Raw genomic sequence first — 25,119 nt, 5'->3', positions numbered from 1 at the left:
GACCCCCCGATGGGTGGGGCGGCGTCGCACGGCCACCGCGAAACCTCGTAAGGTCTGGAACGTGCTGGAGGAAATGCGGATACGGTCGCTCGGAGTCATCGACGACGCTGTCGTCGAGCTGTCGCCCGGCTTCACCGCCGTCACCGGCGAGACGGGCGCGGGCAAGACCATGGTGGTCACCAGCCTCGGCCTGCTGCTGGGGGGACGGGCGGATGCGGCCCTGGTGCGGATCGGCGCGCGGAACGCGGTCGTGGAGGGGCGGATCACCGTCCCCCGGGACACCGCGGCCGTGGTACGGGCCGAGGAGGCCGGGGCCGAACTCGACGACGGGTCGCTGCTGATCAGCCGTACCGTTTCCGCCGAGGGACGTTCACGGGCGCACGTCGGAGGACGGAGCGTGCCCGTGGGGCTGCTCGCCGAGATCGCCGACGACCTCGTGGCCGTGCACGGGCAGACCGACCAGCAGGGGCTGCTGAAGCTGTCCCGGCAGCGGCAGGCGCTCGACCGGTACGCCGGGTACGCGGTCGCCGTGCCGCTCGGCAAGTACGGCGGGGCGTACAAGCGGCTGCGGGCCGTCACCGCGGAGCTCGAGGAGCTCACCACGCGCGCGCGTGAGCGGGCCCAGGAGGCCGACATGCTGCGCTTCGGGCTCGAGGAGATCGCCGCCGTGGAGCCGCGCGCGGGCGAGGACGTGGAACTGGCGGAGGAGGCCGAGCGGCTCGGGCACGCCGAGGCGCTGGCGTCCGCCGCGGCGGTCGCGCACGCCGCCCTCGCGGGCAACCCGGAGGACCCCGAGGGCGTCGACGCCGGGACGCTCGTCGCGGGCGCCCAGCGGGCCCTGGAGGCCGTACGGGCCCACGACCCGGCGCTGGCCGCGCTCACCGACCGGATCGGGGAGGTCGGCATCCTGCTGCGCGACGTCGCGGGGGAACTCGCGGGGTACGCCGACGACCTGGACGCCGATCCGCTGCGGCTGGCCGCGGTGGAGGAACGGCGGGCCGCGCTCACCGGGCTGACCCGCAAGTACGGCGAGGACATCGCGGCCGTGCTGGCCTGGGCCGAGCAGAGCGCCGCGCGGCTGACCGAACTGGAGGGCGACGACGAGCGGATCACGGAGCTCACCGCCGAGCGGGACGAGCTGCGTGCCCAACTGGGCGTGCTGGCCCAGGAGCTGACGGACGCGCGGACGGAGGCGGCGGAGCGGTTCGCGGCGGCGGTGACCGCCGAACTGGCCTCGCTCGCCATGCCGCACGCGCGCGTGTCGTTCGACATCCGGCAGACCGAGGACCCCGAGGGCGTCGAGGTCGGCGGGCGCACGGTCGCCTACGGTCCGTCGGGCGTGGACGAGGTCGAGCTGCTGCTGGCCCCGCACCCCGGGGCGCCGCCCCGGCCCATCGCCAAAGGGGCGTCGGGCGGTGAGCTGTCGCGCGTGATGCTGGCCGTGGAGGTCGTGTTCGCGGGCACGGATCCCGTGCCGACGTACCTCTTCGACGAGGTCGACGCCGGTGTCGGCGGCAAGGCGGCGGTGGAGATCGGGCGCCGGCTCGCGCGGCTGGCGAAGACGGCGCAGGTCGTGGTCGTCACGCACCTGCCCCAGGTGGCCGCGTTCGCCGACCGGCAGCTGCTGGTCGAGAAGACCGACGACGGTTCGGTCACCCGGTCCGGCGTGAAGGTGCTCGAGGGCGAGGAGCGGATCCGGGAGCTGTCCCGGATGCTCGCGGGCCAGGAGGACTCGCAGACCGCCCGCGCACACGCGGAGGAACTGCTGGCGACGGCCCGGGCGGACGTGTAGCCGGGGAGCGCCCGGGCGCCGGCCGCGCCCGCGCCGCGCGGACGGCGGCACGGCCGCGCCCGGTCCGGTGGGATGACCACGCGTGGGGCGACGGGACGGCCGGCCGATCCCGCGGAACCGCCTCCTTCGGGCTCGCCGCCGCCCTCACCCGGGCCGGTACGGCCGCGCTGCGGGCCGAGGCTCCCGGCGGGCCCGGCCACCGGGAGCGGAGGGACCACACCGGCCGTGGCGCCGGGTGGTACGCGGGTCCCGCCGTCCTCGCGGCGGAGGCCGGGGTCGGACCCGTCGCCCATGCCGTCGCGCCGGGCGCGGCCGCGGCGCACGGGGACCGGGCGAGCGCGGCGGCCCGGTGGCCGGACGGGGTGGAGGGACCGGGAGCCGCTCGGCGTCCCGTTCCGGAGCCGATGCTTCCGTCACTCGTGTGGGTGACACACCCTCCCGTGCGACCCCGGCCCCGCGCTCCCGCCGTCCCGGAACACCCGTACGTCCTGGCATCCTTGACGGAGTACACGGGGGAAACCGTGCGGCACACCCCTGCGCACCACCCTTCTGTACGTTCTCCGTGACCGTCCGACCCGAACCAGGAGCCCGGCCGCGTGACCCCCGTGAGCAGCCACTCACCGCTGCGCACCGTGCAGGTGCTGGGCGGTGGCAACGCCGCCAGCAGCGCTCATGTGCGCTCGCTGGCCGCGGGGCTCGTCGCGCGGGGCGTGCGGGTCACGGTGTGCGCCCCCGCCGAGGCGGATCACACCTACGGCTTCACGGGCGTCGGCGCCGACCATGTGCACGTGCCGCGCAGCAGCGACCCGGGATCGGTGGCCGCGCTGCGGGCGGCCTGCACGGACGCCGACCTGGTGCACGCGCACGGGCTGCACGCCTCCTTCCGCACGGTGCTCGCCCTCAGCGGACGGCCCACCCCGCTCGTCGTGACCTGGCACGACCGGGCGCGCGCCGACGGTCCGCGCGCCCACTTCCTGCGGGTGCTGGAGCGGCGGGTCGTCAAGGCGGCCACCGTGGTGCTCGGGACGACCTCCGCCCTCGTGGACCGGGCGCGCCGCACGGGAGCGCGGGACGCGCGGCTGGCCGCGGTCTCGCTCCCCGGGACGCGCACGCCCCCGCAACCGGAGGACCCCGACCGGCTGCGGTCCAAGGTCCGGGCCGAACTCGGCGCCATGGGGCGTCCGCTGCTCCTCGCCGTCGGCTCCCTCGAACGGCACCGGGGCTACACCGCCCTGCTGGACGCCACGTACGCGTGGAGCCGCCTCGACCCCGTTCCGCTGGTCGTCATCGCGGGGGAGGGGCCGCTGCGCGGCGAACTCCAGCGGCGGATCGAGGCCGAGGACCTGCCGGTCCGGCTCATCGGCCGGCGCGACGACGTCCCCGACCTGCTCTCCGCCGCCGACCTCGCGCTGCTGCCCAGCCGGTGGGAGGCCCGCTCCCCGTTCGCCCAGGAGGCCCTCCACGCACGCGTGCCGCTCGTCGCGACCGGCGTCGGCGGCATCCCCGAACTCGTCGGCGACGCCGCCGAACTCGTCCCGTACGGCAACGCGCGAGCGCTCGCCGACGCCGTCCTACGGCTGCTGGACGACCCCGACCGCAGGGAGCTGCTCCGGCAGCGGGGCACGCGGCAGGCGGCGACCTGGCCGACCGAGGACGAGACGGTCGCCCAAGTGCTCAGCGTGTACGACGAACTGACCCGGCACCGACCGCTGATCTGATCCCGGGGCCGGGCGCGGGGCGGAGGCCGGCGGGTCAGGACACGTGCCGCCGGGCCCGCAGGGCCAGGCTCAACACCAGGACCGTCTGCGGGTCGTCGAGGTCGGTGCCCAGCAACTCGCCGATGCGGGCGAGCCGGTTGTAGAGCGTCTGCCGGTTCAGATGCAGTTCGCGGGCCGTCTCCGCCTTGCGTCCCGCATGGGCCAGATACGTCTCCAGGGTGGGCAGCAGCAAGGGCCTGGAGCGGCGGTCGTGGTCCAGGAGGGGACCGATCGCGCGGTCCACGAACGCCGCCAGGTCCGGATGGTCGCGCAGCCGCCACAGCAGCAGGTCGATGTCCAGCCGGCGGGCGTCGTACCAGGGGCGGTCCGGCAGGCCCTGCGCCGCGGTCGCCGTCTCCGCCGCGTGCCGCAGTCCCGCCGACGCCGCCGCCCAGCCGCCGGCCGGTCCGACCACCACGGCGGGCGGCCGGGTCCCCGGCCGCAGCATGCCCGCCCGCTCCACCCCGGCCCGCAGCGCCGCCGCCACCCGGTCCGCGACCGCAGGGCGCTCCGCCTCCGCGCGCAGCCCGAGCAGCAGCGGCACCCGCCCCTCGACCGGCCGCACCCCCAGCAGCACGGGCACCCCGAGCGAGGCCAGCTCCTCGGCCACCGCGCGGGCCAGCACCGCCCAGCCTCCCCCCTGCGGGGACAGGGCGTCGCCGAGCCGCATCACCACCGGCAGCAACGGGCCGGTGCCCGGCTTGAAGCCCAGCACGCGGGCCTGCGCGGGCGCGTCCTCGGCGGTGACACGGCCCTCGGCGAGGTCGGTGAGGAAGTCCCCGCGCCCCCGCGCCGCCAGCTCCTCCTCCTGGCGGGCCTGCATCAGCACCACGGCGAGGATGCCCGCGGTCCGCTCGGCCGCCATGCGGTGCACCGGTTCCGGCGTGCTCCGTACCGGCAGCAGCACCAGCCGGGCCCGCACGCCCCCGCTGCCGGGTCCGCCGCCGGGCACGTCCACCAGGGCCGAACCGGCCGGCGGGTCGTCCCGGTGCCGGTCCCGCAGCCCTTCCCACACCTGGAGCGGATCCGCGCCCTCGGGGCCCTCCCCGGCCGCGTACAGCAGTTGTCCGTCCGTCGTCTCCAGGAAGACCGGGTTGCCGGTGAACCCGGCCAGGATCTCCAGGACCTGGGGGACCCCGCCGCCGCCCAGCAGCGCCTCGGTGCACCGGCGGTGCACCTCCTCGGCGCGCTGCAGCAGCGCGTAGTGCCCGTTGACGATCTCGGTGTGGATCTCCTCGGTGACCGCCACGAACGGCACCTCGCGGTGCAGCTGGACCAGCGGCAGCCCCGCCGCCCGGGCCGTGTCGACGAGGGCGGCGGGCAGCCGGGCGAAGCGCGGCCCCAGCTCCACCACGAGCGCCGCGATGCCCCGCTCGGCCAGCGTGCGCACGAACGCGCGCTGGTCGGCCGGGCGGTGGCCGAGTCCGTATCCGGTGGTCAGCAGCAGTTCGCCGCCCTTGAGCAGCGAGGCGATGTGGGGCACCTCACCCGCGTGCACCCAGCGCACCGTGCGCTGCAGCCGGTCGGCGCCCGCCACGACCTCGGGCAGTCCGCCGCGCAGCCCGGGCAGCTCCAGCGCCCGCCGCACGGTGATCCCGGCGCCCCGGGTGTCGTACCCACCGTCCCTGCCGCTGTTCATGAGCGGGACGGTACCCGGGCGGGCCGGTGCGGGGCACCTCGCGGGGGTACGGCAGCGCGCAGGCCCGCCGGGGCCCCGCGCGCCCGGCGCAGGCCGACGACCGGGCCGCCGTCGACAGGACAGGGAGGCCCCGGCCGCCCCCCTCCCGGGAAACGGCCGATGTCCGTTCCCGGCCCGGGCGGACGGCCGCGGCCCCCGTCGGGCGTCCTCAGCCCCCGTACGCCCCGGACGCCGTCAGCCGCAGGGCGGTGTCGATGAGCGGCACGTGGCTGAACGCCTGCGGGAAGTTGCCCACCTGGCGCTTCAGGCGCGGATCCCATTCCTCCGCCAGCAGCCCGAGATCGTTGCGCAGCGACAGCAGCTTCTCGAACAGCTTGCGGGCCTCGTCCACGCGGCCGATCATCGCCAGGTCGTCGGCCATCCAGAACGAGCAGGCGAGGAACGCGCCCTCGTCGCCCGGGAGGCCGTCGACGCCCTCGTGCTGCCCCTCCGTCGGGTAGCGCAGGATGAAGCCGTCGGGCGTGGACAGCTCGCGCTGGATCGCCTCGATGGTGCCGATCACGCGCTTGTCGTCCGACGGCAGGAAACCCACCTGCGGGATCAGCAGCAGGGCGGCGTCCAGCTCCGTCGAGCCGTAGGACTGCGTGAAGGTGTTGCGCTCCTTGTCGTAGCCCTTCTCGCACACGTCCCGGTGGATGTCGTCGCGCAGCCGCTTGAAGTCCTCCAGCGGGCCGTCGGCGTCGCCGGACTCGATGAGCTTGATGGTGCGGTCGACCGCGACCCAGGCCATCACCTTGGAGTGCACGAAGTGGCGGCGCGGGCCGCGCACCTCCCAGATGCCCTCGTCCGGCTCCTGCCAGTGCTTCTGCAGGTAGCGGATCAGCTTGACCTGGAGCACGGAGGCGTAGTCGTTGCGGGACAGGCCGGTCATGTGGGCCAGGTGCAGGGCCTCGGTGACCTCGCCGTACACGTCCAGCTGGAGCTGGTGGGCGGCGCCGTTGCCGACCCGGACCGGGGTGGAGTTCTCGTAGCCGGGCAGCCAGTCCAGCTCCGCCTCGCCGAGCTCGCGCTCGCCGGCGATGCCGTACATGATCTGCAGGTTCTCCGGGTCGCCCGCCACCGCGCGCAGCAGCCACTCGCGCCAGGCGCGGGCCTCCTCGCGGTAGCCGGTGCGCAGCAGCGAGGACAGGGTGATCGCCGCGTCCCGCAGCCAGGTGTAGCGGTAGTCCCAGTTGCGGACGCCGCCGATGTCCTCCGGCAGGGAGGTGGTGGGCGCGGCGACGATGCCGCCGGTCGGGGCGTAGGTCAGGGCCTTCAGCGTGATCAGGGAGCGGATCACGGCCTCGCGGTAGGGGCCGTGGTACGTACAGTGCTCCACCCACTCGCGCCAGAAGTCCTCCGTCGCCTCCAGGGACTGCTCCGGCTCCGGCAGCGGCGGCGGCTCCTTGTGCGAGGGCTGCCAGGAGACCGTGAAGGCGATCCGGTCGCCCGGCGCGACCGTGAAGTCCGCGTACGTGGTCAGCGCCTCGCCGTAGGTCTCGGCGGGTGTGTCGAACCACACGGAGTCCGGGCCCGCGACGGCGACCGTGCGCCCCTCGTGCTTGTGCACCCACGGCACCACCCGGCCGTAGGAGAACCGCATCCGCAGCGCCGAGCGCATCGGCACCCGGCCGGAGACGCCCTCCACGATCCGGATCAGCTGCGGGGCGCCGTCGCGCGGGGGCATGAAGTCGGTCACCCGGACCGTGCCGCGCGGGGTGTCCCACTCCGACTCCAGGACCAGCGAGTCGCCGCGGTAGCCCCGCCGGGTCGCCGCGGGCGGCTGGTCGTCGGGGGCGTGTGCGGGACCGAGCCGCCAGAAACCGTGTTCCTCGGTGCCCAGCAGACCGGCGAAGATGGCGTGGGAGTCGAAGCGGGGCAGGCACAGCCAGTCCACTGTGCCGTCCCGGCAGACCAGGGCAGCGGTCTGCATGTCTCCGATGAGTGCGTAGTCTTCGATGCGCCCGGCCACGTGCAACTCCAGTCGAACGGCCACGTCACCCCACAAGGGGCTGTCGCTAGTGCGGTCAAGGGGTTTTTGCAATGCGTTGTTGAGCGTGAAGCACAGCAGTCGCTCAGTCGTCGTGCGAAGCGTCAATTGTTGCTCAACGAACCGACGAGCTGTCGTTGTTCCGGAACTTACGGTCGGGGGTGGTGCCGTTCGGCCGGCCGGGCTCGTCGGTGAGTGTCCGAGCAGGATACGACGCACGTAGATGATCTGTGTGCCGCTCCGGAGAACCGGATTCCGCTGAACGAGTGAGCGGCGGGCAAAGGACCCGTGAAGGGTGCGTTTCCGTGTCGGTGCGTGCGCGCTGCGTGTGCGGTACGTGCGCGGACGTCGCCGCGCCGCGGCGCTGATACGCTGGTAGCCCGTGGACCGGTGGGCGAGAAACCCCGGAACCGCATCCCCCAGACCGCGACCACGGGAGCCCCCTCTTGGCCATGCCGCCCAAATCTTCGACGACCAAGCACATCTTCGTCACCGGGGGTGTCGCTTCCTCCCTCGGCAAGGGCCTGACGGCCTCCAGCCTCGGCATGCTGCTCAAGGCCCGGGGTCTGCGCGTGGTGATGCAGAAGCTCGACCCGTACCTGAACGTGGACCCGGGCACGATGAACCCCTTCCAGCACGGTGAGGTGTTCGTCACCAACGACGGTGCCGAGACCGACCTGGACATCGGCCACTACGAGCGCTTCCTCGACCGCGACCTGGACGGTTCCGCCAACGTCACCACGGGCCAGGTCTACTCCACGGTGATCGCCAAGGAGCGGCGCGGCGAGTACCTGGGCGACACCGTGCAGGTCATCCCGCACATCACCAACGAGATCAAGCACCGCATCCGCCGCATGGCGACGGACGAGGTGGACGTCGTGATCACCGAGGTCGGCGGCACGGTCGGCGACATCGAGTCGCTGCCGTTCCTGGAGACCGTCCGCCAGGTGCGGCACGAGGTCGGCCGGGACAACGTCTTCGTGGTGCACATCTCGCTCCTGCCGTACATCGGCCCCTCGGGCGAGCTGAAGACGAAGCCGACCCAGCACTCGGTCGCGGCCCTGCGCAACATCGGCATCCAGCCGGACGCGATCGTGCTGCGCTGCGACCGCGAGGTGCCGACCGCCATCAAGCGCAAGATCTCGCTGATGTGCGACGTGGACGAGGACGCCGTGGTCGCCTGCCCCGACGCCCGCTCGATCTACGACATCCCGAAGGTCGTGCACGCCGAGGGCCTGGACGCCTACGTCGTGCGCAAGCTGGACCTGCCCTTCCGGGACGTGGACTGGAGGACGTGGGACGACCTGCTCGACCGCGTCCACAACCCCGACCACGAGATCACCCTCGCCCTGGTCGGCAAGTACATCGACCTGCCCGACGCCTACCTCTCGGTCACCGAGGCACTGCGCGCGGGCGGCTTCGCCAACAGGGCCCGCGTGAAGATCAAGTGGGTCACCTCCGACGACTGCAAGACCCCGGCCGACGCCCAGGCGCAGCTCGGCGACGTCGACGCCATCTGCATCCCCGGCGGCTTCGGCGACCGCGGCGTGCTCGGCAAGGTCGGCGCCATCCGCTACGCCCGCGAGAACAAGATCCCGCTGCTGGGCCTGTGCCTGGGCCTGCAGTGCATCGTGATCGAGGCCGCGCGCAGCCTGGCGGACATCTCCGACGCCAACTCCACCGAGTTCGACCCGGCCACCTCCCACCCGGTCATCTCCACCATGGCCGAGCAGATGGACATCGTGGCCGGTGAGGGCGACATGGGCGGCACCATGCGGCTCGGCATGTACCCGGCGAAGCTGGCCGAGGGGTCGATCGTGCGCGAGGTGTACGACGGCAAGGAGTACGTCGAGGAGCGCCACCGCCACCGCTACGAGGTGAACAACGCCTACCGCGCGGAGCTGGAGAAGAAGGCGGGCATCGTCTTCTCCGGCACCTCCCCGGACGGCAAGCTCGTGGAGTACGTCGAGTACCCGCGCGAGGTCCACCCGTACCTGGTCGCGACCCAGGCGCACCCGGAGCTGCGCTCGCGTCCGACCCGTCCGCACCCGCTCTTCGCCGGCCTGGTGAAGGCCGCCGTCGAGCGGAAGATCTCGAAGTAACACACCGGTTGTACGGTTGCCGGGGTGCGAGCCCGCAAAAGGTCCGCACCCCGGCTGCTTTTCCCACGCAGTGCACGCGCACGACCGCCGTACGTTCGGAAGGACAGGCATGACGATCAAGGACACCCCGGAAGAGTGGGAGGTCCGGGCGACCGGGACCCCCTTCGTCGGCAACAAGACCTCCGTCCGCACCGATGACGTGGTCATGCCCGACGGGACCGTGGTCCACCGCGACTACCAGGTCCACCCCGGGTCCGTGGCCGTCCTCGCCCTCGACGACGCCGACCGTGTCCTGGTGCTGCGCCAGTACCGCCACCCGGTGCGCCACAAGCTGTGGGAGATCCCGGCCGGCCTGCTGGACGTCCCCGGCGAGAACCCGCTGCACGCCGCCCGGCGCGAGCTGTACGAGGAGGCGCACGTCAAGGCCGAGGACTGGCGGGTGCTGACCGATGTGTACACCACCCCCGGCGGCTGCGACGAGGCCGTGCGGATCTTCCTCGCCCGCGGTCTGTCCGAGGCCGAGGGCGAGCGCTTCGCGGTCGAGGACGAGGAGGCCGACATGGAGCTGGCCCGGGTGCCCGTCGACGAGCTGGTGCGCGGGGTGCTGGCCGGTGAGCTGCACAACAACTGCCTCGTGGTGGGTGTCCTCTCGCTCGTCGCCGCGCGCGCCGGGGACGGGCTGGACGCGCTGCGTCCGGCCCAGGCGCCGTGGCCCGCACGTCCGTTCGAGGTCTGATGCCGTTCGGGTTGCTGCGTACCCATGATGTGACCATCGGTTGATCCGGTCAGGCGATGTGCCTGCGGCGCTCCGCCGGGAACGTGGCGGAGCGTGAACTAGGCTCTTCGCGAGTGAGCCGAGAAGCAGGCGCGACGCCCTTCCACCGGGGCGGGCTCGCGCGTGCGGTGGGACGGGAGTGTGGCCCGTGACGGATCAGGCGGTGGACCCGGGCCGGGCGCGGCTCTCCCAGGACACGGCCGCAAAGGACCGGTTCCTGGGCCGTGCCAGGGAGTTGAAGGAACTGTGCGCCGACATCGAGCGCGCGGGCCTGGACACCCTCTCGGGCCGCAAGGCGCCCCGCGCGCGCGTCCTGCTCGTCGCCGGCCGTCCGGGCTCCGGCCGCACGGCCCTCGCCGAGGAACTGGTGCGCCGGGTCGCCGACCGCTATCCCGACGGGGTGCTGCGCGCCCGCCTGACCGAGCCCGACGGTACGCGCGTGCCCGTCGAGCGCGCCGCGCGCGAGCTGCTCGACGCCCTGGAGGCGCCCGCCCCCGCCGGAGCCCCCGAGGACGAGCTCACCGAGGCGCTGCGCACCGCCCTCGCCGACCGCCGGGTGCTGCTCCTGCTCGACGACGCGGCCGACGCCGAGCAGGTCGACGCGCTGCTGCCGGACAACCCGGACTGCCTGGCCGTCACCGTCTCCTCGGGGCCGCTGACCGGCATCGCGGACGTCCGGCCCTGCACGCTCGGCGGCCTCGACACCACGTCCGCGGTGGAGCTGCTGTCCCGCGCCGCCGGGCCGGTCCGCATCACCGTCGATCCCCGGGCCGCCGAGGGGCTCGCGGAGCAGTGCGAGGGGGAGCCGGCCGCCCTGGTGCTGGCCGGCGGCTGGCTCGCCGCCCGGCCCAAGGCCGCCGTCGCCGACCTCGCCAAACAGCTGCACGCGCAGACCGGCGGGGGCACCGTGATCGGCCGCGCCCTCCGGCTCGTGCACGCCTCGCTGCCGGCGCCCGCCGCCCGGACCCTGCGCCTGCTCAGCCTCGCCCCGGCCGGCCTGGTCGACCCGCACACGGCCTCCGCGCTCGCCGGCTGCTCGGTGGACGCCGCCCGCGCCGCCCTGGACGGCTTCGTCGCCCACGGCCTGCTGCACGCGGTGGCCTCGCCGCTGCCGCAGTACGAGGTGCCCGGCTGTCTGCACCCCCTGCTGCGCGACCTCGCCGAGACCCACGACCGCCCCGCCGAGCTCGAGCTGGCCCGCGCCCGCATGCTGGAGCGGACCGTACGGCTGCTCCAGTCGTGCAGGGTGATCACGGAGACCGACAGCCCCCAGGCGCGCGAGAGGCTCCTCGGCATGCCGCGCTCCCTGCGCTTCCCCAGCCCCCGGGCCGCCGCCGACTGGCTGCGCCTGAGCAGGCCCGCCCTGCTGGCCTCCGCCCGGCTCGCGGTCGCCGACGGGGAGCTGGACACCCTGGCCCGGCGGCTGATGTCCCAGCTGGTGCGGGCCATGGTGGCCCACGTCGGCACCCGGGCGGCGGCGAGCGACCTCTACGTGCTGCACGGCCTGGTGCTGGACGTCGCCGAGCGCCGTCGGCTGCCCCGCGAGCGGGCGGCGGCCCTGCTGAACCTCGGCGACCTCGACGCCCGCACCGGCCGCACGGCCGACGCCCTGGTGCGCTACCGGGCCGCGCTGGACGCGGGCCGCGCGGCCCGCGACCCGTACGCGATCGGCCGCGCGACGGAATCCGTGGGCGGCGCGCACCTGGAGCTCGGGGACTACGACCGGGCCGCCGACTGGTTCGGCCGGGCCCTGACCGAGCGGCTGGCCCGGGGCGAGCGCGCGGACGCGGCCCGGCTCTACGGCCGTATCGGCGCCGCCCACACCTACGCCGGCCGCTACGGCGAGGCGCTGCGCAACTGGCGCGCGGCCGTCGCCGGGTACCGCAAGGACGGGGACGTGGCCGCACAGGCGCGGGCGCTCAGCGAACTGGCCCGCGTCCAGGAGTACGCGGGCCGGCCGGAGGAGTCGCTGCGCACCTGCCGGGAGGCCGTGGAGTGGGCGGGCCGGGCCGAGGACACCCGGTTGCAGGCGGCGCTGCACCTGCGGCTGGCCGACTCCTTCGAGCGCCTCGGCGACCCCGCGTCGGCCGCGCTGCACCGCGGCACGGCCGAGTGCATGCTGGACGAGGAGGCTCCGGAGGGCGACCCCGAGCTGGAACGTGGAGCCAGTGCCTGCGAAATCCGCAGCACACCTGCTGAAGATTGATGCAATGAAAGGCTAGACAGCGGGAACACCTTCATTAGACTGGCTCTACCGCACCATCTTCTGCGGTTTCTCCCGGTGTGCCCATGTGTGCCTGGGTATGCGCACCAAGACGCCCGTATCCTCTGAGCCAAGGACCGTGATCGACGTGAAGGTCGGCATCCCCCGCGAGGTCAAGAACAACGAGTTCCGGGTGGCCATCACCCCCGCCGGTGTGCACGAGCTGGTGCGCCACGGTCATCAGGTCGTCGTCGAGCGCGGCGCGGGGGTCGGCTCCTCGATCCCGGACGACGAGTACGTCGCCGCGGGCGGGCAGATACTGGACACCGCCGACGAGGTGTGGGCCGCCGCCGACCTGCTGCTGAAGGTCAAGGAGCCCGTCGCGGAGGAGTACCACCGCCTGCGCAAGGACCAGACGCTCTTCACCTACCTGCACCTGGCCGCCTCCAAGGAGTGCACGGACGCCCTCCTTCAGGCCGGCACCACCGCGATCGCCTACGAGACCGTCGAGTTGCCCAGCCGCGCGCTGCCGCTGCTGGCGCCCATGTCGGAGGTCGCGGGCCGGCTGTCCGCGCAGGTCGGCGCCTATCACCTGATGCGGGCCCACGGCGGTCGCGGCGTGCTGCCCGGCGGCGTCCCCGGTGTGCTGGCCGGCCGGGCCGTCGTCATCGGCGGTGGCGTCTCCGGCTGGAACGCCGCGCAGATCGCCGTCGGCCTGGGCTTCCACGTGACCCTGCTGGACAAGGACATCAACAAGCTCAAGGAGGCCGACCGGATCTTCGGCACGAAGATCCAGACCGTCGTCTCCAACGCCTTCGAGCTGGAGAAGGCCTGTCTGGAGGCCGACCTCGTGATCGGCGCGGTGCTGGTGCCCGGCGCCAAGGCCCCGAAGCTGGTCAGCAACGACCTCGTCTCGCGGATGAAGCCCGGAAGTGTCCTTGTCGACATCGCGATCGACCAGGGCGGCTGCTTCGAGGACTCCCACCCCACCACGCACGCCGAGCCGACCTTCAAGGTCCACGAGTCGGTCTTCTACTGCGTCGCCAACATGCCGGGCGCGGTGCCCAACACCTCCACCTACGCGCTCACCAACGCCACGCTGCCGTACATCGTCGAGCTCGCCAACCGCGGCTGGGCCGAGGCGATGCGCCGGGACCCGGCGCTCGCCAAGGGACTCAACACGCATGACGGCAAGGTCGTTTACCGGGAGGTCGCCGAGGCGCACGGCCTCGAGCACGTGGAGCTCTCCTCGCTGATCGACTGAGTCGCCCAGGAGGCAAGTCGACCAACTCACCGAGCGGAAAAGGCGATACGTCAACACCGGCGGTCAACGACGCATACCCGGCTGGACCTTGCCCGACAAGGTCCGGCCGGGTGTGTGTATGGTCACTTCCCGACCCCGGTACAACTCACCTCGAACGTCACGCTTCCACCGATTCGCACACCGGTGAAACCTGCCGTACGACGGCCGTACGCCCTTGACAGGGGGGTGTTCCATTGCCGACACATCGGGCCGGGTCCGGTGGATTGTGTTGCTGCGGACGGCCGACACGCCATAGAGTCGCCAACCGTCGGCATGGTGCCACGCTGACCTGTCTAGAAGTTTCCTGGTCACCAAGGAGGTAAGACGACTTGTGAACGAGTCGACATTTACTCCCGGGGGTGGTCGACCAGGAATGCCTGCACGGGGCCAGGAACCCGCGGGGTTCGCTCCTGTCGGCTCCGTCGCTGTGCGCACCTTCGCAGCCCACCAGAGTCAGCAGGCGACTCACACTGCACACCGAAGCATGGATGGCCATCACGTGAACGCCATGGCCGGCGACGGAAGTGGCGCGCCCCACAACCATCTCGCCGACTACGACGAACTGCCCGAGGGGCATTTCTACGACCCCGACGCCGAGTACGAGCCGGACCCCGAGTACGCGGCCACGCTCGCGCCCGACGCGGCGCGCCAGCGCCGCGAGCGCATCGGCCCGACCGGGCGCCCGCTGCCGTACTTCCCGATCCCGGGCCCGCTGACCGACCACGGTCCCGCGAAGATCATCGCGATGTGCAACCAGAAGGGCGGCGTGGGCAAGACGACGTCGACCATCAACCTGGGTGCCGCACTCGCGGAGTACGGACGCCGGGTGCTGCTCGTGGACTTCGACCCGCAGGGCGCGCTGTCGGTCGGTCTCGGCGTCAACCCGATGGAGCTCGACCTCACCGTCTACAACCTGCTCATGGAGCGGGGGATGGCGGCCGACGAGGTGCTGCTGAAGACGGCGGTCCCCAACATGGACCTGCTGCCCAGCAACATCGACCTGTCGGCGGCCGAGGTCCAGCTGGTGAGCGAGGTCGCGCGCGAGTCCACGCTCCAGCGCGCGCTGAAGCCGCTCATGGACGACTACGACTTCATCGTGATCGACTGCCAGCCCTCGCTCGGTCTGCTCACGGTCAACGCGCTGACGGCCGCGCACAAGGTGATCGTGCCGCTGGAGTGCGAGTTCTTCGCGCTGCGCGGTGTGGCCCTGCTGACCGAGACCATCGAGAAGGTCCAGGAGCGGCTCAACCCCGACCTGGAGCTCGACGGCATCCTCGCCACGATGTACGACTCGCGCACGGTGCACAGCCGCGAGGTGCTCGCGCGTGTGGTCGAGGCGTTCGACGACCACGTCTACCACACGGTCATCGGGCGCACGGTCCGCTTCCCGGAGACCACGGTCGCCGGTGAGCCGATCACCACGTACGCCTCCAACTCCGTCGGTGCCGCCGCCTACCGTCAGCTCGCCAGGGAGGTGCTCGCCCGGTGTCACGCCGAGTGAGTCTGCCCGGGGCCGACGAACTCTTCCGTACGACAGGGGGGACGGCGCTCCAGGCGTCCACGCCCCGGCGCCAGGCGGGCGGTGACGCCCGGGTCCCCGCCCCCGCCGGGGAGGGCGACGCGGCGGCCCAGGAGGACGCGCCGCAGTCGGTGCCCGCCCAGGGCGGCGAGGGCGCGGAGCACGTCGCCGCGGACCCGGGGCCGGCTGAGGCCGGGGAGTCCCGCAGCCGCACCGCGACGGGCTCCGGGCGGCGTCAGACGGCGCAGGAAGGGGCCGCCGCGGCGACGGCGGTCCCGCGCAAGCGCGGGAGAACGGCGGCGCGCCGCCCCAGCGGCCGTGAGCGGCACGACGAGAAGATCACCGTGTACGTCTCCGCCGAGGAGCTCATGGACCTCGAGCACGCGCGCCTGGTGCTGCGCGGCGAGCACGGACTGGCCGTGGACCGCGGCCGGATCGTCCGCGAGGCGGTCGCCGTGGTCCTCGCCGACCTGGAGACCCGCGGGGAGGCGAGCATCCTCGTACGGCGGCTTCGCGGACGGTAGCGGTAGCCTGCGGGGGTCATGACCTCGAACGACCCTTTCGTCCCCGTCCCCGCCCCCGGCGGCCGGCCGAACCGCCGGCGTGCGCTGGGGCGGGGTCCGGGAGCGGCGCCGCCGGTGCCGGACGAGCCGGTGGCGCACCCGGCGCCGCGGGCCCCCGCACCGGCGCCGGAGGATCCGGCGGGCGGGAGCGGCACGGCGCGGCCGGAGGCCGCGGAGGCCGGACCCGACGGGCCGCCCGCAGAGGACGTGACGGCCCTCACCGCCCCGGAGGCGCACCCCGCCGGTGCGACGGCCGGCGGGCCCGCCCCGTACGCGCCGGCCCGGACCGGGCCGGCGGGACCACCGCGGCCCGCGGCCGACGACAGGGAAACGCCGCACGCGCCCACCGCGCCGGACCCCGTGGCCCCCGGGGCGGAGCCCCCGGCCGGCGCGGCCGCCGCAGCCGACGGCGCGGGCGGCGACGGCGACGAGGGCGACGGCCGGTTCACGGTGCGGCTGGCGAACTTCGAGGGACCCTTCGACCTGCTCCTCCAGCTGATCGCGAAGCACAAGCTGGACGTCACCGAGGTCGCCCTGTCCGAGGTGACCGACGAGTTCATGGCGTACATCCGGGCGCTGGGGGCGGACTGGGACCTGGACGAGACGACCGAGTTCCTGGTCGTGGCGGCCACGCTGCTCGACCTCAAGGCGGCGCGGCTGCTGCCCGCCGCCGAGGTGGAGGACGAGGCCGACCTCGCCCTGCTGGAGGCCCGGGACCTGCTGTTCGCCCGGCTGCTGCAGTACCGCGCCTACAAGCGGATCGCGGAGATCTTCAGCGGGCGCCTCGACGACGAGGCCCGGCGCCGTCCCCGTACCGTCGGGCTCGAACCGCACCACGCCGAGCTGCTGCCCGAGGTCGTCATCAGGATCGGCCCCGAGGGGTTCGCCCGGCTCGCCGTCAGGGCGATGCGGCCCAGGCCCAGGCCGCAGGTGTACGTGGACCACATCCACGCGCCGCTGGTCAGCGTGCAGGAGCAGGCCGGGATCGTGGTCGCGCGGCTGAGGGAGCTGGGCGAGGCCGGCTTCCGCACGCTCGTCGAGGACACCGACGACACACTGACCGTCGTGGCCCGGTTCCTCGCGCTGCTCGAGCTGTACCGCGAGAAGGCCGTCGCCCTCGACCAGGAGACCGCGCTCGGTGAGCTGACCGTGCGCTGGACCGGCGGGGACGGCGATGCCGCGCCGACGGTCACCGACGAGTTCGACCGGCCGCCCGGGCCGACCGAGGAGGAGAGCAAGACGTGAGCGAGGAGACGGCCGGCCCCACGACCGGCACCACGACCGGCACCGGGGCCCCCGCCGAGCCGCGCACCGTCGCGGACCTCGACCTCAAGCCCGCCCTGGAGGCGGTCCTCATGGTCGTGGACGAGCCCGTGACCGAGGAGCACCTGGCGAAGGTGCTGCAGCGGCCCGGGCACCGGGTCGCGGACGCCCTGCGGGAACTGGCCGACGAGTACACCGCGCAGGGGCGCGGTTTCGAGCTGCGGTTCGTCGCGGGCGGCTGGCGCTTCTACACCCGTCCCGAGTACGCCGCCGCCGTGGAGGGGTTCGTCCTGGACGGCCAGCAGACCCGGCTCACCCAGGCCGCCCTGGAGACCCTCGCCGTGGTCGCCTACCGCCAGCCGGTCAGCCGCAGCCGGGTCTCCGCGGTGCGCGGAGTGAACTGCGACGGCGTCATGCGCACCCTCCTGCAGCGCGGTCTGGTCGAGGAGGCGGGCACGGAACCCGAAACAGGTGCGATCCTGTACACGACGACGAACCACTTCCTGGAGCGGATGGGCCTGCGCGGTCTGGACGAGCTCCCGGAGCTCGCGCCCTTCCTCCCGGAGGCGGAGGCGATCGAGGCCGAGACCCAGGAAGGCGTGCCGTCGTTCGATCCGGACGGCCCGGACCCGGACGACGGTGCCACGACGAACGTGCCGATAACGACAACGACGGAACTTTGATGCGAAGCAGCGGCAGCGGAAAGAGCGGCGGGCGCGGTAACTACCGCGGCGCCGGCAACAACAGGGACCAGAAGCAGGGGCAGGGCCGCCCCCGCAAGCCCCGCCCCGAGGAGCGCCGCTACGACGGAGGCCCCGGCGCCACCCAGGACGGCCCGAAGTCCGGGCGCGGCGGAGCGAAGCCGGCGCCCCAGCGCGGCGGAGCGAAGCCGGCGCCCCAGCGGGGCGGCCGGGGCCGTACCGCCCCGGCGCGCTCGCGCGAGTACGAGACGCGGCTCGAGGAGCGCAACCGCGAGCGGTACGCGGGCCGGAAGGACGTGAAGCTCCCGAAGACCTTCCCGGGCGCCGAGCAGGAGGGCGAGCGGCTGCAGAAGGTCCTCGCGCGCGCGGGCTACGGCTCCCGGCGCGCCTGCGAGGAGCTGATCGAGCAGGCGCGGGTCGAGGTCAACGGCGAGATCGTGCTGGAGCAGGGCCGCCGGGTGGACCCGGAGAAGGACGAGGTCAAGGTCGACGGCCTGACCGTGGCCACCCAGTCCTACCAGTTCTTCTCGCTGAACAAGCCCGCCGGTGTCGTCTCGACGATGGAGGACCCCGAGGGCCGGCAGTGCCTCGGCGACTACGTCACCAACCGCGAGACCCGGCTCTTCCACGTCGGCCGGCTCGACACCGAGACCGAGGGCGTCATCCTGCTCACCAACCACGGCGAGCTGGCGCACCGGCTGACCCACCCGCGGTACGGGGTGAAGAAGACCTACCTCGCGCACATCGTCGGGCCCATCCCGCGCGACCTGGGCAAGAGGCTCAAGGACGGCATCCAGCTGGAGGACGGCTACGCGCGCGCGGACCACTTCCGCGTCGTGGAGCAGACCGGCAAGAACTACCTCGTCGAGGTGACCCTGCACGAGGGCCGCAAGCACATCGTGCGCCGCATGCTCGCGGAGGCCGGGTTCCCGGTCGACAAGCTGGTGCGCACCGCCTTCGGGCCGATCACCCTGGGCGACCAGAAGTCGGGCTGGCTGCGCAGGCTGTCCAACACCGAGGTCGGGATGCTGATGCAGGAGGTCGACCTCTGACGTCCCGGAGCCCGTGACCGACCGTCCCGGGGCTTGTGACCGACCCCCACCCCCTTTTATAGTCGCCTTGACCATAAAAGGGGGTGGGGGTCGTGGACGTCTACGACAAGTACGCCTACGAGCCGTTCGCCGTCACCGTCGACCTCGCCGTGTTCACCGTCCGCGGGGGCGCGCTGCACGTGCTGCTCGTCGAGCGCGGCGAGGAGCCGTTCGCCGGACGGTGGGCGCTGCCGGGCGGGTTCGTCCGGCCCGACGAGTCCGCGGAGACGGCCGCGCGGCGCGAACTCGGCGAGGAGACCGGGCTGACGGACGTGTCCGGGCCGCACCTGGAGCAGTTGCGGACCTACAGCGAACCCGACCGCGACCCCCGGATGCGGATCGTGTCGGTCGCGTTCGCCGCGCTGCTGCCCGACGCCCCCGAGGCGCACGGCGGCGGCGACGCCGCCCGGGCCCGCTGGACGCCGTACGACGCGGCCGGGCCGCTCGCCTTCGACCACGACCGGATCCTGGCCGACGCCCGGGAACGCGTCGGCGCCAAGCTCGAGTACACCTGCCTCGCCACCGCCTTCTGCCCGCCCGAGTTCACCCTCGGGGAGCTGCAGCAGGTCTACGAGACCGTCTGGGGCACCGCGCTCGACCGGCCCAACTTCCGGCGCAAGGTGCTCGCCACCCCGGGCTTCGTCGAAGCCGTCCCCGGCGCCGCGCGCCTCACCGGCGGCCGGGGCAAACCCGCCGCCCTGTACCGCGCGGGCACCGCCACCGCCCTCCACCCGCCGCTGCTCCGGCCGACCCCGGAAGGACGTCCCGCATGACCGCCCCCACCCTCACCAAGCGCGCCGCCACCGGAGCGCTCACCGGACTCGCCCTCGGGGACGCGCTGGGCTTCCCGACCGAGTTCAACGACGTCCCGTCGATCCTCGCCAAGTTCGGCCCCTGGCGGGGGACGGACCTGCCGAAGCCGGCGATCGTCACCGACGACACCCAGATGACGCTCGCCCTGGGGAGGGGGCTGCGGACGGCGATGGACCGGGGCGTGCTCACCCCGGAGCGGCTGGAGCGTTTGGTGCGCGAGGAGTTCGTGGAGTGGTGGCGCTCGCCCGAGAACAACCGCGCCCCCGGCAACACCTGCCTCAAGGCCTGCCACCTGCTGGCCCGCGAGGACCGGCCCTGGCAGGACGCCTCCCAGGTCGGCTCCAAGGGCTGCGGGGCCAACATGCGCGTCGCGCCCATCGGCCTGGCCCCCGGACTGAGCGACGAACAGCGCGCGGGCGCCGCCCAGTTGCAGGCGGCGCTCACCCACGGGCACCCCACCGCGCTGGCCGCCTCAGACCTCACCGCGCACGCCGTGCGGCTGCTCGCCGAGGGCGCCGAACCGACCGGCCTGATCGGCCTGTTGCGCTCCTACGCCTACGAGAACCGCACCCGCTACCACGAGTGCTGGCTCGGCGACCTGTGGACCCGCGCCCAGGACCCCGGCCCCGAGCACTTCATCGCGCGCGGCTGGGACGAGTGCCTGGAGATCCTGGGGCGCCTCCAGGAGGCCGTACGGACCGTCTCGCCGGAGACCGACCCGTGCCTGGCCACCGGGGAGGGCTGGATCGCGGAGGAGGCCCTGGCGACCGGCCTGCTCTGCTTCCTGCTCTTCGTCGACGAGCCCCTCACCGCCCTGCGGCGCGCCGCCTGCACCTCGGGCGACTCCGACTCGATCGCCTGCCTGACGGGGGCCTTCGCGGGCGCGCACCTGGGCGCGGACGCCTGGCCGCCCGCCTGGGCGGACCGCATCGAGTACCGGGGCGACCTACTGGCGCTGGGAGCGCTCTGGGACGCTTGAGCCGTGATCGACGCCCCGGACACCGACTCTTCCGGAGCTGATCGCGGCGAAGGCCGAGCGGGAGCACGGGGTGGCGGACGCCGACCACGCGTGCGTGCGGGGTGACGTGGAGCGGCTGCACGGCGCGCTGGACGAGGCGCAGGCCGCCTCGGCGCTACCCGACGTCCCCGCCGCCCGCGACGCCCTGCACGACCTCGTCGTGCGGATCCGCCTGGAGGGCTGAGGCACGGCGGGCACGGACCAGGAAGTCCTCCACCCGCCGGCGGTCCGGTTCCGCGGGGAGCGGGCTGCGGTGGGCGGCCTCCTCGGCCTCCTGCGTCAGGCGGGCCATCCGCGCTTCGACCTCGGGCCACGCGACCTTGCCCCGCTTCACCGCGAGCAGCGACTCGCGGTGCTCGCCCACGTCGAGGGTGAGCGTGCCGGTGCGCAGCAGGTCGCGGGCGCTCGTCAGCAGGCGGAGCAGGTGCATCGCGTGCTTCCAGCGCGGAGCGACGGGGGTCCTCCCTGCGCGAGCGGAGTCGGGGGCCCGGGGGAGCGCGCGGACCTGGCTCTCCAGCCTGCGGCGCTGGCCGTGGGCGTACCGGGTGAACGTCTCGTGGACCCGGCGGGAGAGGAACGCCCCGCGCAGGGCCAGCAGCTCGCGGCCGGTGTCGTCGGCGTACTCCACGAGCGGGGAGTGCAGGCACTCCAGGATGTTGGGGTTCGCGCGCAGGGCCAGCTCGCAGAAGCGTTCCAGCTCCCAGCTGAACTGTTCCCCGGCCGGGCCCTCGACGTGCGTCGGCGGCTTGTCGAAGCGCCAGAACAGGGGGGTGGGGGCGAGGAACACGCCCCGGCGGTCGGTGTCGCTGTCCTCCGTCGCCAGACCGAAGGCACGCGACCCCATGACGCAGGCGTAGACGGTGTGGTCGCGGACCAGGGTTTCGGGACGCATGCGCGGGAGCGTACGCGGCGGGTCACCCCAGGTGGATCGAATTTCCCTCCACCGTGATCCGCTCCTCGGGCAGCGGCCTGGTCGCGGGGCCGCGCTCGACCGAGCCGTCAGCGATGCGGAACCGGCTGCCGTGACAGCCGCAGTTGATCGTGCCGTCCGAGACGTCGGCCACGACGCAGCCCTGGTGCGTGCAGATCGCCGAGAAGGCCTTGAAACCGCCCTTCTCCGGCTGGGTCACCACCACCTTCTCGGCCTTGAGGACCACGCCCCCGCCCACCGGGACGTCGCCGGTCGTGGCCAGATCCTGTCCGGCGGAGAGGGGCGGTGCGGCGGTGCCGGACGAGGTGTCCCCGTCGCCCCCGTCGCCCCCGTTCCCGCCGCAGCCCGTGGCCAGGGCCGCCGCGCCCGTCGCTCCTGCCGCGAGAAGGACCGTGCGTCGCGTCGTGCGGTGCGTCATGTCGTCACTCCGGGAAGGGGGTGGGAGAGGGGAATGGGAAAGGGGAGGGGAAGTGGACGGGAAGGGAGGGACCGGCGCGGGCCACAGCCCCTGCATCGTGGCACCGAATACGCCGAAGGATAGGCAAATCGTGACGAAACGGCAGGGAATGCGCACATCGCCCGTCTCAGCGGGCGGGCGCCGGACACCTGCCGCGCGCGGTCTGGCTAGGCTGGACGACCGAAGAGGCGACAGACGCACGTCAGCAAGGAGCATCGTCGTGGCGGTACGAGCGGTCCGGGGCGCCGTCCAACTGGAGCGGGACGAGCCCGGTCACATGGAGCAGCAGGTCGGCACGTTGCTCACCACCGTCCTGGAGCGCAACGGGCTGACCTCCGACGACCTGATCAGCATCTGGTTCACGGCCACTCCCGACCTGCACAGCGACTTCCCGGCGGCCGCCGCCCGCAGGCTCGGCATCGTCGACGTGCCCCTGATCTGCGCCCAGGAGCTGAACGTCGAGGGCGCCATGCCCCGCGTCGTCCGCGTCCTGGCGCACATCGAGTCCGACAAGCCCCGCGCCGACATCGCGCACGTCTACCTCGGCGCCGCGGCCGCCCTGCGCAAGGACATCGCCCAGTGAGAACAGCACTCGTCCTCGGCACCGGACTCATCGGCACGTCCGCCGCCCTCGCCCTGTCCCGGCGGGGCGTCGCCGTCCACCTCGCCGACCACGATCCGGAGCAGGCCCGCACCGCCGCCGCGCTCGGGGCCGGCACGGACGAGGCCCCCGACGGGCCGGTGGACCTGGCGGTCGTCGCCGCCCCGCCCGCCCACGTGGCCGACGTGCTCGCCGACGCGATGGAGCGCGGCCTGGCCCGCGGCTACCTCGACGTCGCCAGCGTCAAGGGCGGACCGCGCCGCGAGCTCGAGGCGCGCGGCCTCGACCTGACGTCCTACATCGGCACGCACCCCATGTCCGGCCGGGAGAGGTCCGGCCCGCTGGCCGCCACCGCCGACCTCTTCGAGGGCCGCCCCTGGGTGCTGACCCCCACCCGGGACACCGACACCGAGGTGCTGAACCTCGCCCTGGAACTGGTCTCGCACTGCCGCGCCGTGCCCGTCGTCATGGACGCCGACGCGCACGACCGCGCCGTGGCCCTCGTCTCCCACATGCCCCACCTGGTGTCCAGCATGGTCGCCGCGCGCCTGGAGCACGCCGAGGAGGCCGCCGTACGGCTGTGCGGACAGGGCATCCGGGACGTGACCCGGATCGCCGCCTCCGACCCCCGGATGTGGATCGACATCCTGTCCGCGAACCCCGGGCCGGTCGCCGACCTGCTCACGGACGTCGCCGCCGACCTGGAGGAGACCGTGCGGGCCCTGCGCGCGCTGCAGTCCTCCGACGAGGACAAGCGCCGGGAGGGCAGCACGGGGATCGAGGGCGTGCTGCGCCGCGGCAACGCCGGCCAGGTCCGCGTCCCCGGCAAGCACGGGTCCGCTCCGCGGGTCTACGAGACGGTGGCGGTGCTCATCGACGACCAGCCGGGGCAGCTGGCCCGCATCTTCGCCGACGCGGACCGGGCCGGGGTCAACATCGAGGACGTGCGGATCGAGCACGCCACCGGGCAGCAGGCCGGTCTGGTGCAGCTCATGGTCGAGCCCCGGACGGCACCCGTCCTCACGGCGGCGCTGCGGGAGCGGGGCTGGGCGATCCGGCAGTAGGGCCCGGCCCCGGGATGGGCCGATCGGGGGATGCGCACCCAGTAACCTTGTGCGGGGCGGTCGCGCCCCGTCCCCCGCCAGTCAGGTCCAGGAAGGTCCCACTGTGGAAAGCGCCATGCCAGTGATTGTCGCCATCGACGGCCCCTCCGGCACGGGCAAGTCGAGCACGTCGAAGGCCGTGGCGGCGCAGCTCGGCCTGAGCTACCTGGACACCGGCGCCCAGTACCGGGCGATCACCTGGTGGATGGTGAACAACGGCATCGACATAGACGACCCCTCCGCGATCGCCGCCGTCGCCGGCAAGCCGGAGATCGTCTCGGGCACCGACCCCAAGGGCCCGACCATCACCGTCGACGGGGTGGACGTGGCCGGTCCGATCCGCGAGCAGGAGGTCACCTCGAAGGTCAGCGCGGTCAGCGCGGTGCCCGAGGTGCGCACCCGGATCACCGAGCTGCAGCGCACGATCGCCTCCTCCGCCGTCACCGGCATCGTCGTCGAGGGCCGCGACATCGGCACCACCGTGCTGCCCGACGCCGACCTGAAGATCTTCCTCACCGCCTCCGCGGAGGCGCGGGCCGCCCGCCGCAGCGGTGAGCTGAAGGGCGTCGACGTCGACGCCACCCGCGAGGCCCTGATCAAGCGGGACGCGGCCGACTCCAGCCGCAAGACCTCCCCGCTGGCCAAGGCGGACGACGCGGTCGAGGTCGACACCACCGACCTGACGCTGGCGCAGGTCATCGAGTGCGTCGTCACCCTCGTCGAGGAGAAGCGGGCCGGGAAGTGACCGACGTTCCATCGGCGCGGGGCGCCGAGGTCGGGCGGCGCATCGGCGTCGGCCTGATGTACGGCCTGTGGAAGCCGCGGGTGCTGGGCGCCTGGCGGGTGCCCGCGGCCGGTCCGGTGGTCCTCGCCGTCAACCACTCCCACAACATCGACGGCCCGATGGTCATGGGCGTGTCACCCCGGCCGACGCACTTCCTGATCAAGAAGGAGGCGTTCGTCGGCCCGCTCGACCCGTTCCTGACCGGCATCGGCCAGCTGAAGGTGGACCGGCACACCACCGACCGCACGGCGATCTCCCGGGCACTGGGCGTCCTGGAGCAGGGCGGGGTCCTCGGCATCTTCCCCGAGGGCACCCGGGGCGAGGGCGACTTCGCCTCGATCCGCGCGGGACTCGCCTACTTCGCCGTGCGCGGCGGCGCGCCGATCGTGCCAGTGGCCGTGCTGGGAAGTTCCGAGCGGCGCGGACGGTTGATAAAGGGGCTGCCCCCGCTGCGCTCCCGCGTCGACGTCGTCTTCGGCGACCCCTTCGACGCGGGCGACGGCAGCGGCCGGCGCACCCGCAGAGCGCTGGACGAGGCGACCGGGCGCATCCAGAAGCAGCTCACCGCTCACCTGGAGAACGCCAGGCGCCTGACCGGACGCTGACCGACGGAAAACGCCGGGCGTCCCACCGGACGCCGGGCGACACTGAGTAGTGGACCGCTCCGGACCGGGC

At 73.5% G+C, this 25,119-nt stretch carries 21 protein-coding genes and 1 pseudogene; 18 read left to right on the top strand and 4 right to left on the bottom strand.

All coding sequences use genetic code 11. The features are described from left to right. Positions 1 to 73 precede the first annotated feature (73 nt). Together recN and CP969_RS09830 are read left to right on the top strand one after the other, a co-directional pair. Positions 74 to 1,792, top strand: coding sequence for a DNA repair protein RecN (gene recN, locus CP969_RS09835; RefSeq protein ID WP_016826899.1), 1,719 nt, complete (start codon positions 74 to 76; stop codon positions 1,790 to 1,792). 596 nt (positions 1,793 to 2,388) lie between these two features. Continuing rightward, positions 2,389 to 3,510 carry a glycosyltransferase family 4 protein gene (locus CP969_RS09830; protein ID WP_016826900.1) on the top strand — a complete coding sequence of 374 codons (1,122 nt, stop codon included), beginning with the start codon at positions 2,389 to 2,391 and terminating at the stop codon, positions 3,508 to 3,510. 34 nt (positions 3,511 to 3,544) lie between these two features. Here CP969_RS09830 and CP969_RS09825 read toward each other — a convergent pair whose 3' ends face one another. Further along, positions 3,545 to 5,188, bottom strand: coding sequence for a PucR family transcriptional regulator (locus tag CP969_RS09825; protein WP_109541492.1), 1,644 nt, complete (start codon positions 5,186 to 5,188; stop codon positions 3,545 to 3,547). 208 nt (positions 5,189 to 5,396) lie between these two features. Then, positions 5,397 to 7,199 (bottom strand): glycoside hydrolase family 15 protein, encoded by a 1,803-nt coding sequence (locus CP969_RS09820; RefSeq protein WP_016826902.1) that lies wholly within the window; start codon positions 7,197 to 7,199, stop codon positions 5,397 to 5,399. A 470-nt stretch (positions 7,200 to 7,669) separates the two neighbouring features. On the opposite strand from CP969_RS09820, the gene CP969_RS09815 reads away from it, so the two are divergent. From CP969_RS09815 to CP969_RS09760, 12 genes and pseudogenes are all read left to right on the top strand, one after another. Continuing rightward, the gene (locus tag CP969_RS09815; protein WP_004989989.1) at positions 7,670 to 9,319 is read left to right on the top strand and encodes a CTP synthase; all 1,650 of its coding nucleotides are present in this window, start codon (positions 7,670 to 7,672) and stop codon (positions 9,317 to 9,319) included. Positions 9,320 to 9,428: 109 nt separating this feature from the next. After that, positions 9,429 to 10,055: an NUDIX domain-containing protein gene (locus CP969_RS09810; RefSeq protein ID WP_016826903.1), complete on the top strand. Its 627-nt coding sequence runs from the start codon at positions 9,429 to 9,431 to the stop codon at positions 10,053 to 10,055. Between the two features lie 187 nt (positions 10,056 to 10,242). Then, entirely contained in the window at positions 10,243 to 12,300 is a 2,058-nt protein-coding gene (locus CP969_RS09805) for a tetratricopeptide repeat protein (RefSeq protein WP_016826904.1), read from the top strand. Between the two features lie 136 nt (positions 12,301 to 12,436). Next, complete coding sequence (gene ald / locus CP969_RS09800) at positions 12,437 to 13,561, top strand: alanine dehydrogenase (RefSeq protein WP_016826905.1); 1,125 nt, start codon at positions 12,437 to 12,439, stop codon at positions 13,559 to 13,561. 412 nt (positions 13,562 to 13,973) lie between these two features. Then, a complete protein-coding gene (locus CP969_RS09795; protein WP_078495437.1) occupies positions 13,974 to 15,101 on the top strand; it encodes a ParA family protein in 1,128 nt (375 codons plus the stop codon). Further along, complete coding sequence (locus CP969_RS09790; RefSeq protein WP_181384318.1) at positions 15,086 to 15,643, top strand: hypothetical protein; 558 nt, start codon at positions 15,086 to 15,088, stop codon at positions 15,641 to 15,643. Before CP969_RS09795 ends, CP969_RS09790 begins: the two co-directional genes overlap by 16 nt. A gap of 18 nt (positions 15,644 to 15,661) precedes the next feature. Beyond that, on the top strand, positions 15,662 to 16,927 hold the full coding sequence (locus tag CP969_RS09785) for a segregation and condensation protein A (RefSeq protein ID WP_150474911.1): 1,266 nt from the start codon (positions 15,662 to 15,664) through the stop codon (positions 16,925 to 16,927). Continuing rightward, a complete protein-coding gene (gene scpB / locus CP969_RS09780; protein ID WP_016826908.1) occupies positions 16,924 to 17,628 on the top strand; it encodes an SMC-Scp complex subunit ScpB in 705 nt (234 codons plus the stop codon). The genes CP969_RS09785 and scpB overlap by 4 nt, the downstream gene beginning before the upstream one ends. After that, entirely contained in the window at positions 17,628 to 18,698 is a 1,071-nt protein-coding gene (locus CP969_RS09775) for a pseudouridine synthase (RefSeq protein ID WP_016826909.1), read from the top strand. Before scpB ends, CP969_RS09775 begins: the two co-directional genes overlap by 1 nt. An 83-nt stretch (positions 18,699 to 18,781) precedes the next feature. Beyond that, complete coding sequence (locus CP969_RS09770; protein WP_016826911.1) at positions 18,782 to 19,510, top strand: NUDIX hydrolase; 729 nt, start codon at positions 18,782 to 18,784, stop codon at positions 19,508 to 19,510. Further along, entirely contained in the window at positions 19,507 to 20,529 is a 1,023-nt protein-coding gene (locus CP969_RS09765) for an ADP-ribosylglycohydrolase family protein (protein WP_016826913.1), read from the top strand. The genes CP969_RS09770 and CP969_RS09765 overlap by 4 nt, the downstream gene beginning before the upstream one ends. A gap of 28 nt (positions 20,530 to 20,557) precedes the next feature. Beyond that, positions 20,558 to 20,752 (top strand): annotated as a pseudogene (locus tag CP969_RS09760) (nucleotidyltransferase domain-containing protein); the annotation flags it as partial. Here the strand turns inward: CP969_RS09760 and CP969_RS09755 are convergent. Together CP969_RS09755 and CP969_RS09750 are read right to left on the bottom strand one after the other, a co-directional pair. Continuing rightward, positions 20,684 to 21,460: a nucleotidyltransferase domain-containing protein gene (locus CP969_RS09755; protein ID WP_016826914.1), complete on the bottom strand. Its 777-nt coding sequence runs from the start codon at positions 21,458 to 21,460 to the stop codon at positions 20,684 to 20,686. The pseudogene CP969_RS09760 and the gene CP969_RS09755 overlap by 69 nt on opposite strands. 22 nt (positions 21,461 to 21,482) lie before the next feature. After that, positions 21,483 to 21,917 (bottom strand): Rieske (2Fe-2S) protein, encoded by a 435-nt coding sequence (locus CP969_RS09750; protein ID WP_016826915.1) that lies wholly within the window; start codon positions 21,915 to 21,917, stop codon positions 21,483 to 21,485. Between the two features lie 259 nt (positions 21,918 to 22,176). On the opposite strand from CP969_RS09750, the gene aroH reads away from it, so the two are divergent. The 4 genes from aroH (at position 22,177) to CP969_RS09730 (ending at position 25,049) form a co-directional block, all read left to right on the top strand. Next, positions 22,177 to 22,539, top strand: coding sequence for a chorismate mutase (gene aroH / locus CP969_RS09745; RefSeq protein ID WP_016826917.1), 363 nt, complete (start codon positions 22,177 to 22,179; stop codon positions 22,537 to 22,539). Further along, positions 22,536 to 23,621, top strand: coding sequence for a prephenate dehydrogenase (locus tag CP969_RS09740; protein WP_004990023.1), 1,086 nt, complete (start codon positions 22,536 to 22,538; stop codon positions 23,619 to 23,621). The genes aroH and CP969_RS09740 overlap by 4 nt, the downstream gene beginning before the upstream one ends. A gap of 115 nt (positions 23,622 to 23,736) precedes the next feature. Next, entirely contained in the window at positions 23,737 to 24,405 is a 669-nt protein-coding gene (cmk, locus tag CP969_RS09735; RefSeq protein WP_039831265.1) for a (d)CMP kinase, read from the top strand. Beyond that, entirely contained in the window at positions 24,402 to 25,049 is a 648-nt protein-coding gene (locus CP969_RS09730) for a lysophospholipid acyltransferase family protein (RefSeq protein WP_004990030.1), read from the top strand. The genes cmk and CP969_RS09730 overlap by 4 nt, the downstream gene beginning before the upstream one ends. Positions 25,050 to 25,119: the final 70 nt, after the last annotated feature.

The organism is Streptomyces viridosporus T7A (assembly GCF_008704515.1).
Classification (GTDB): Bacteria; Actinomycetota; Actinomycetes; order Streptomycetales; family Streptomycetaceae; genus Streptomyces; species Streptomyces viridosporus.
This window is presented reverse-complemented; position numbering and strand designations above follow the sequence as displayed.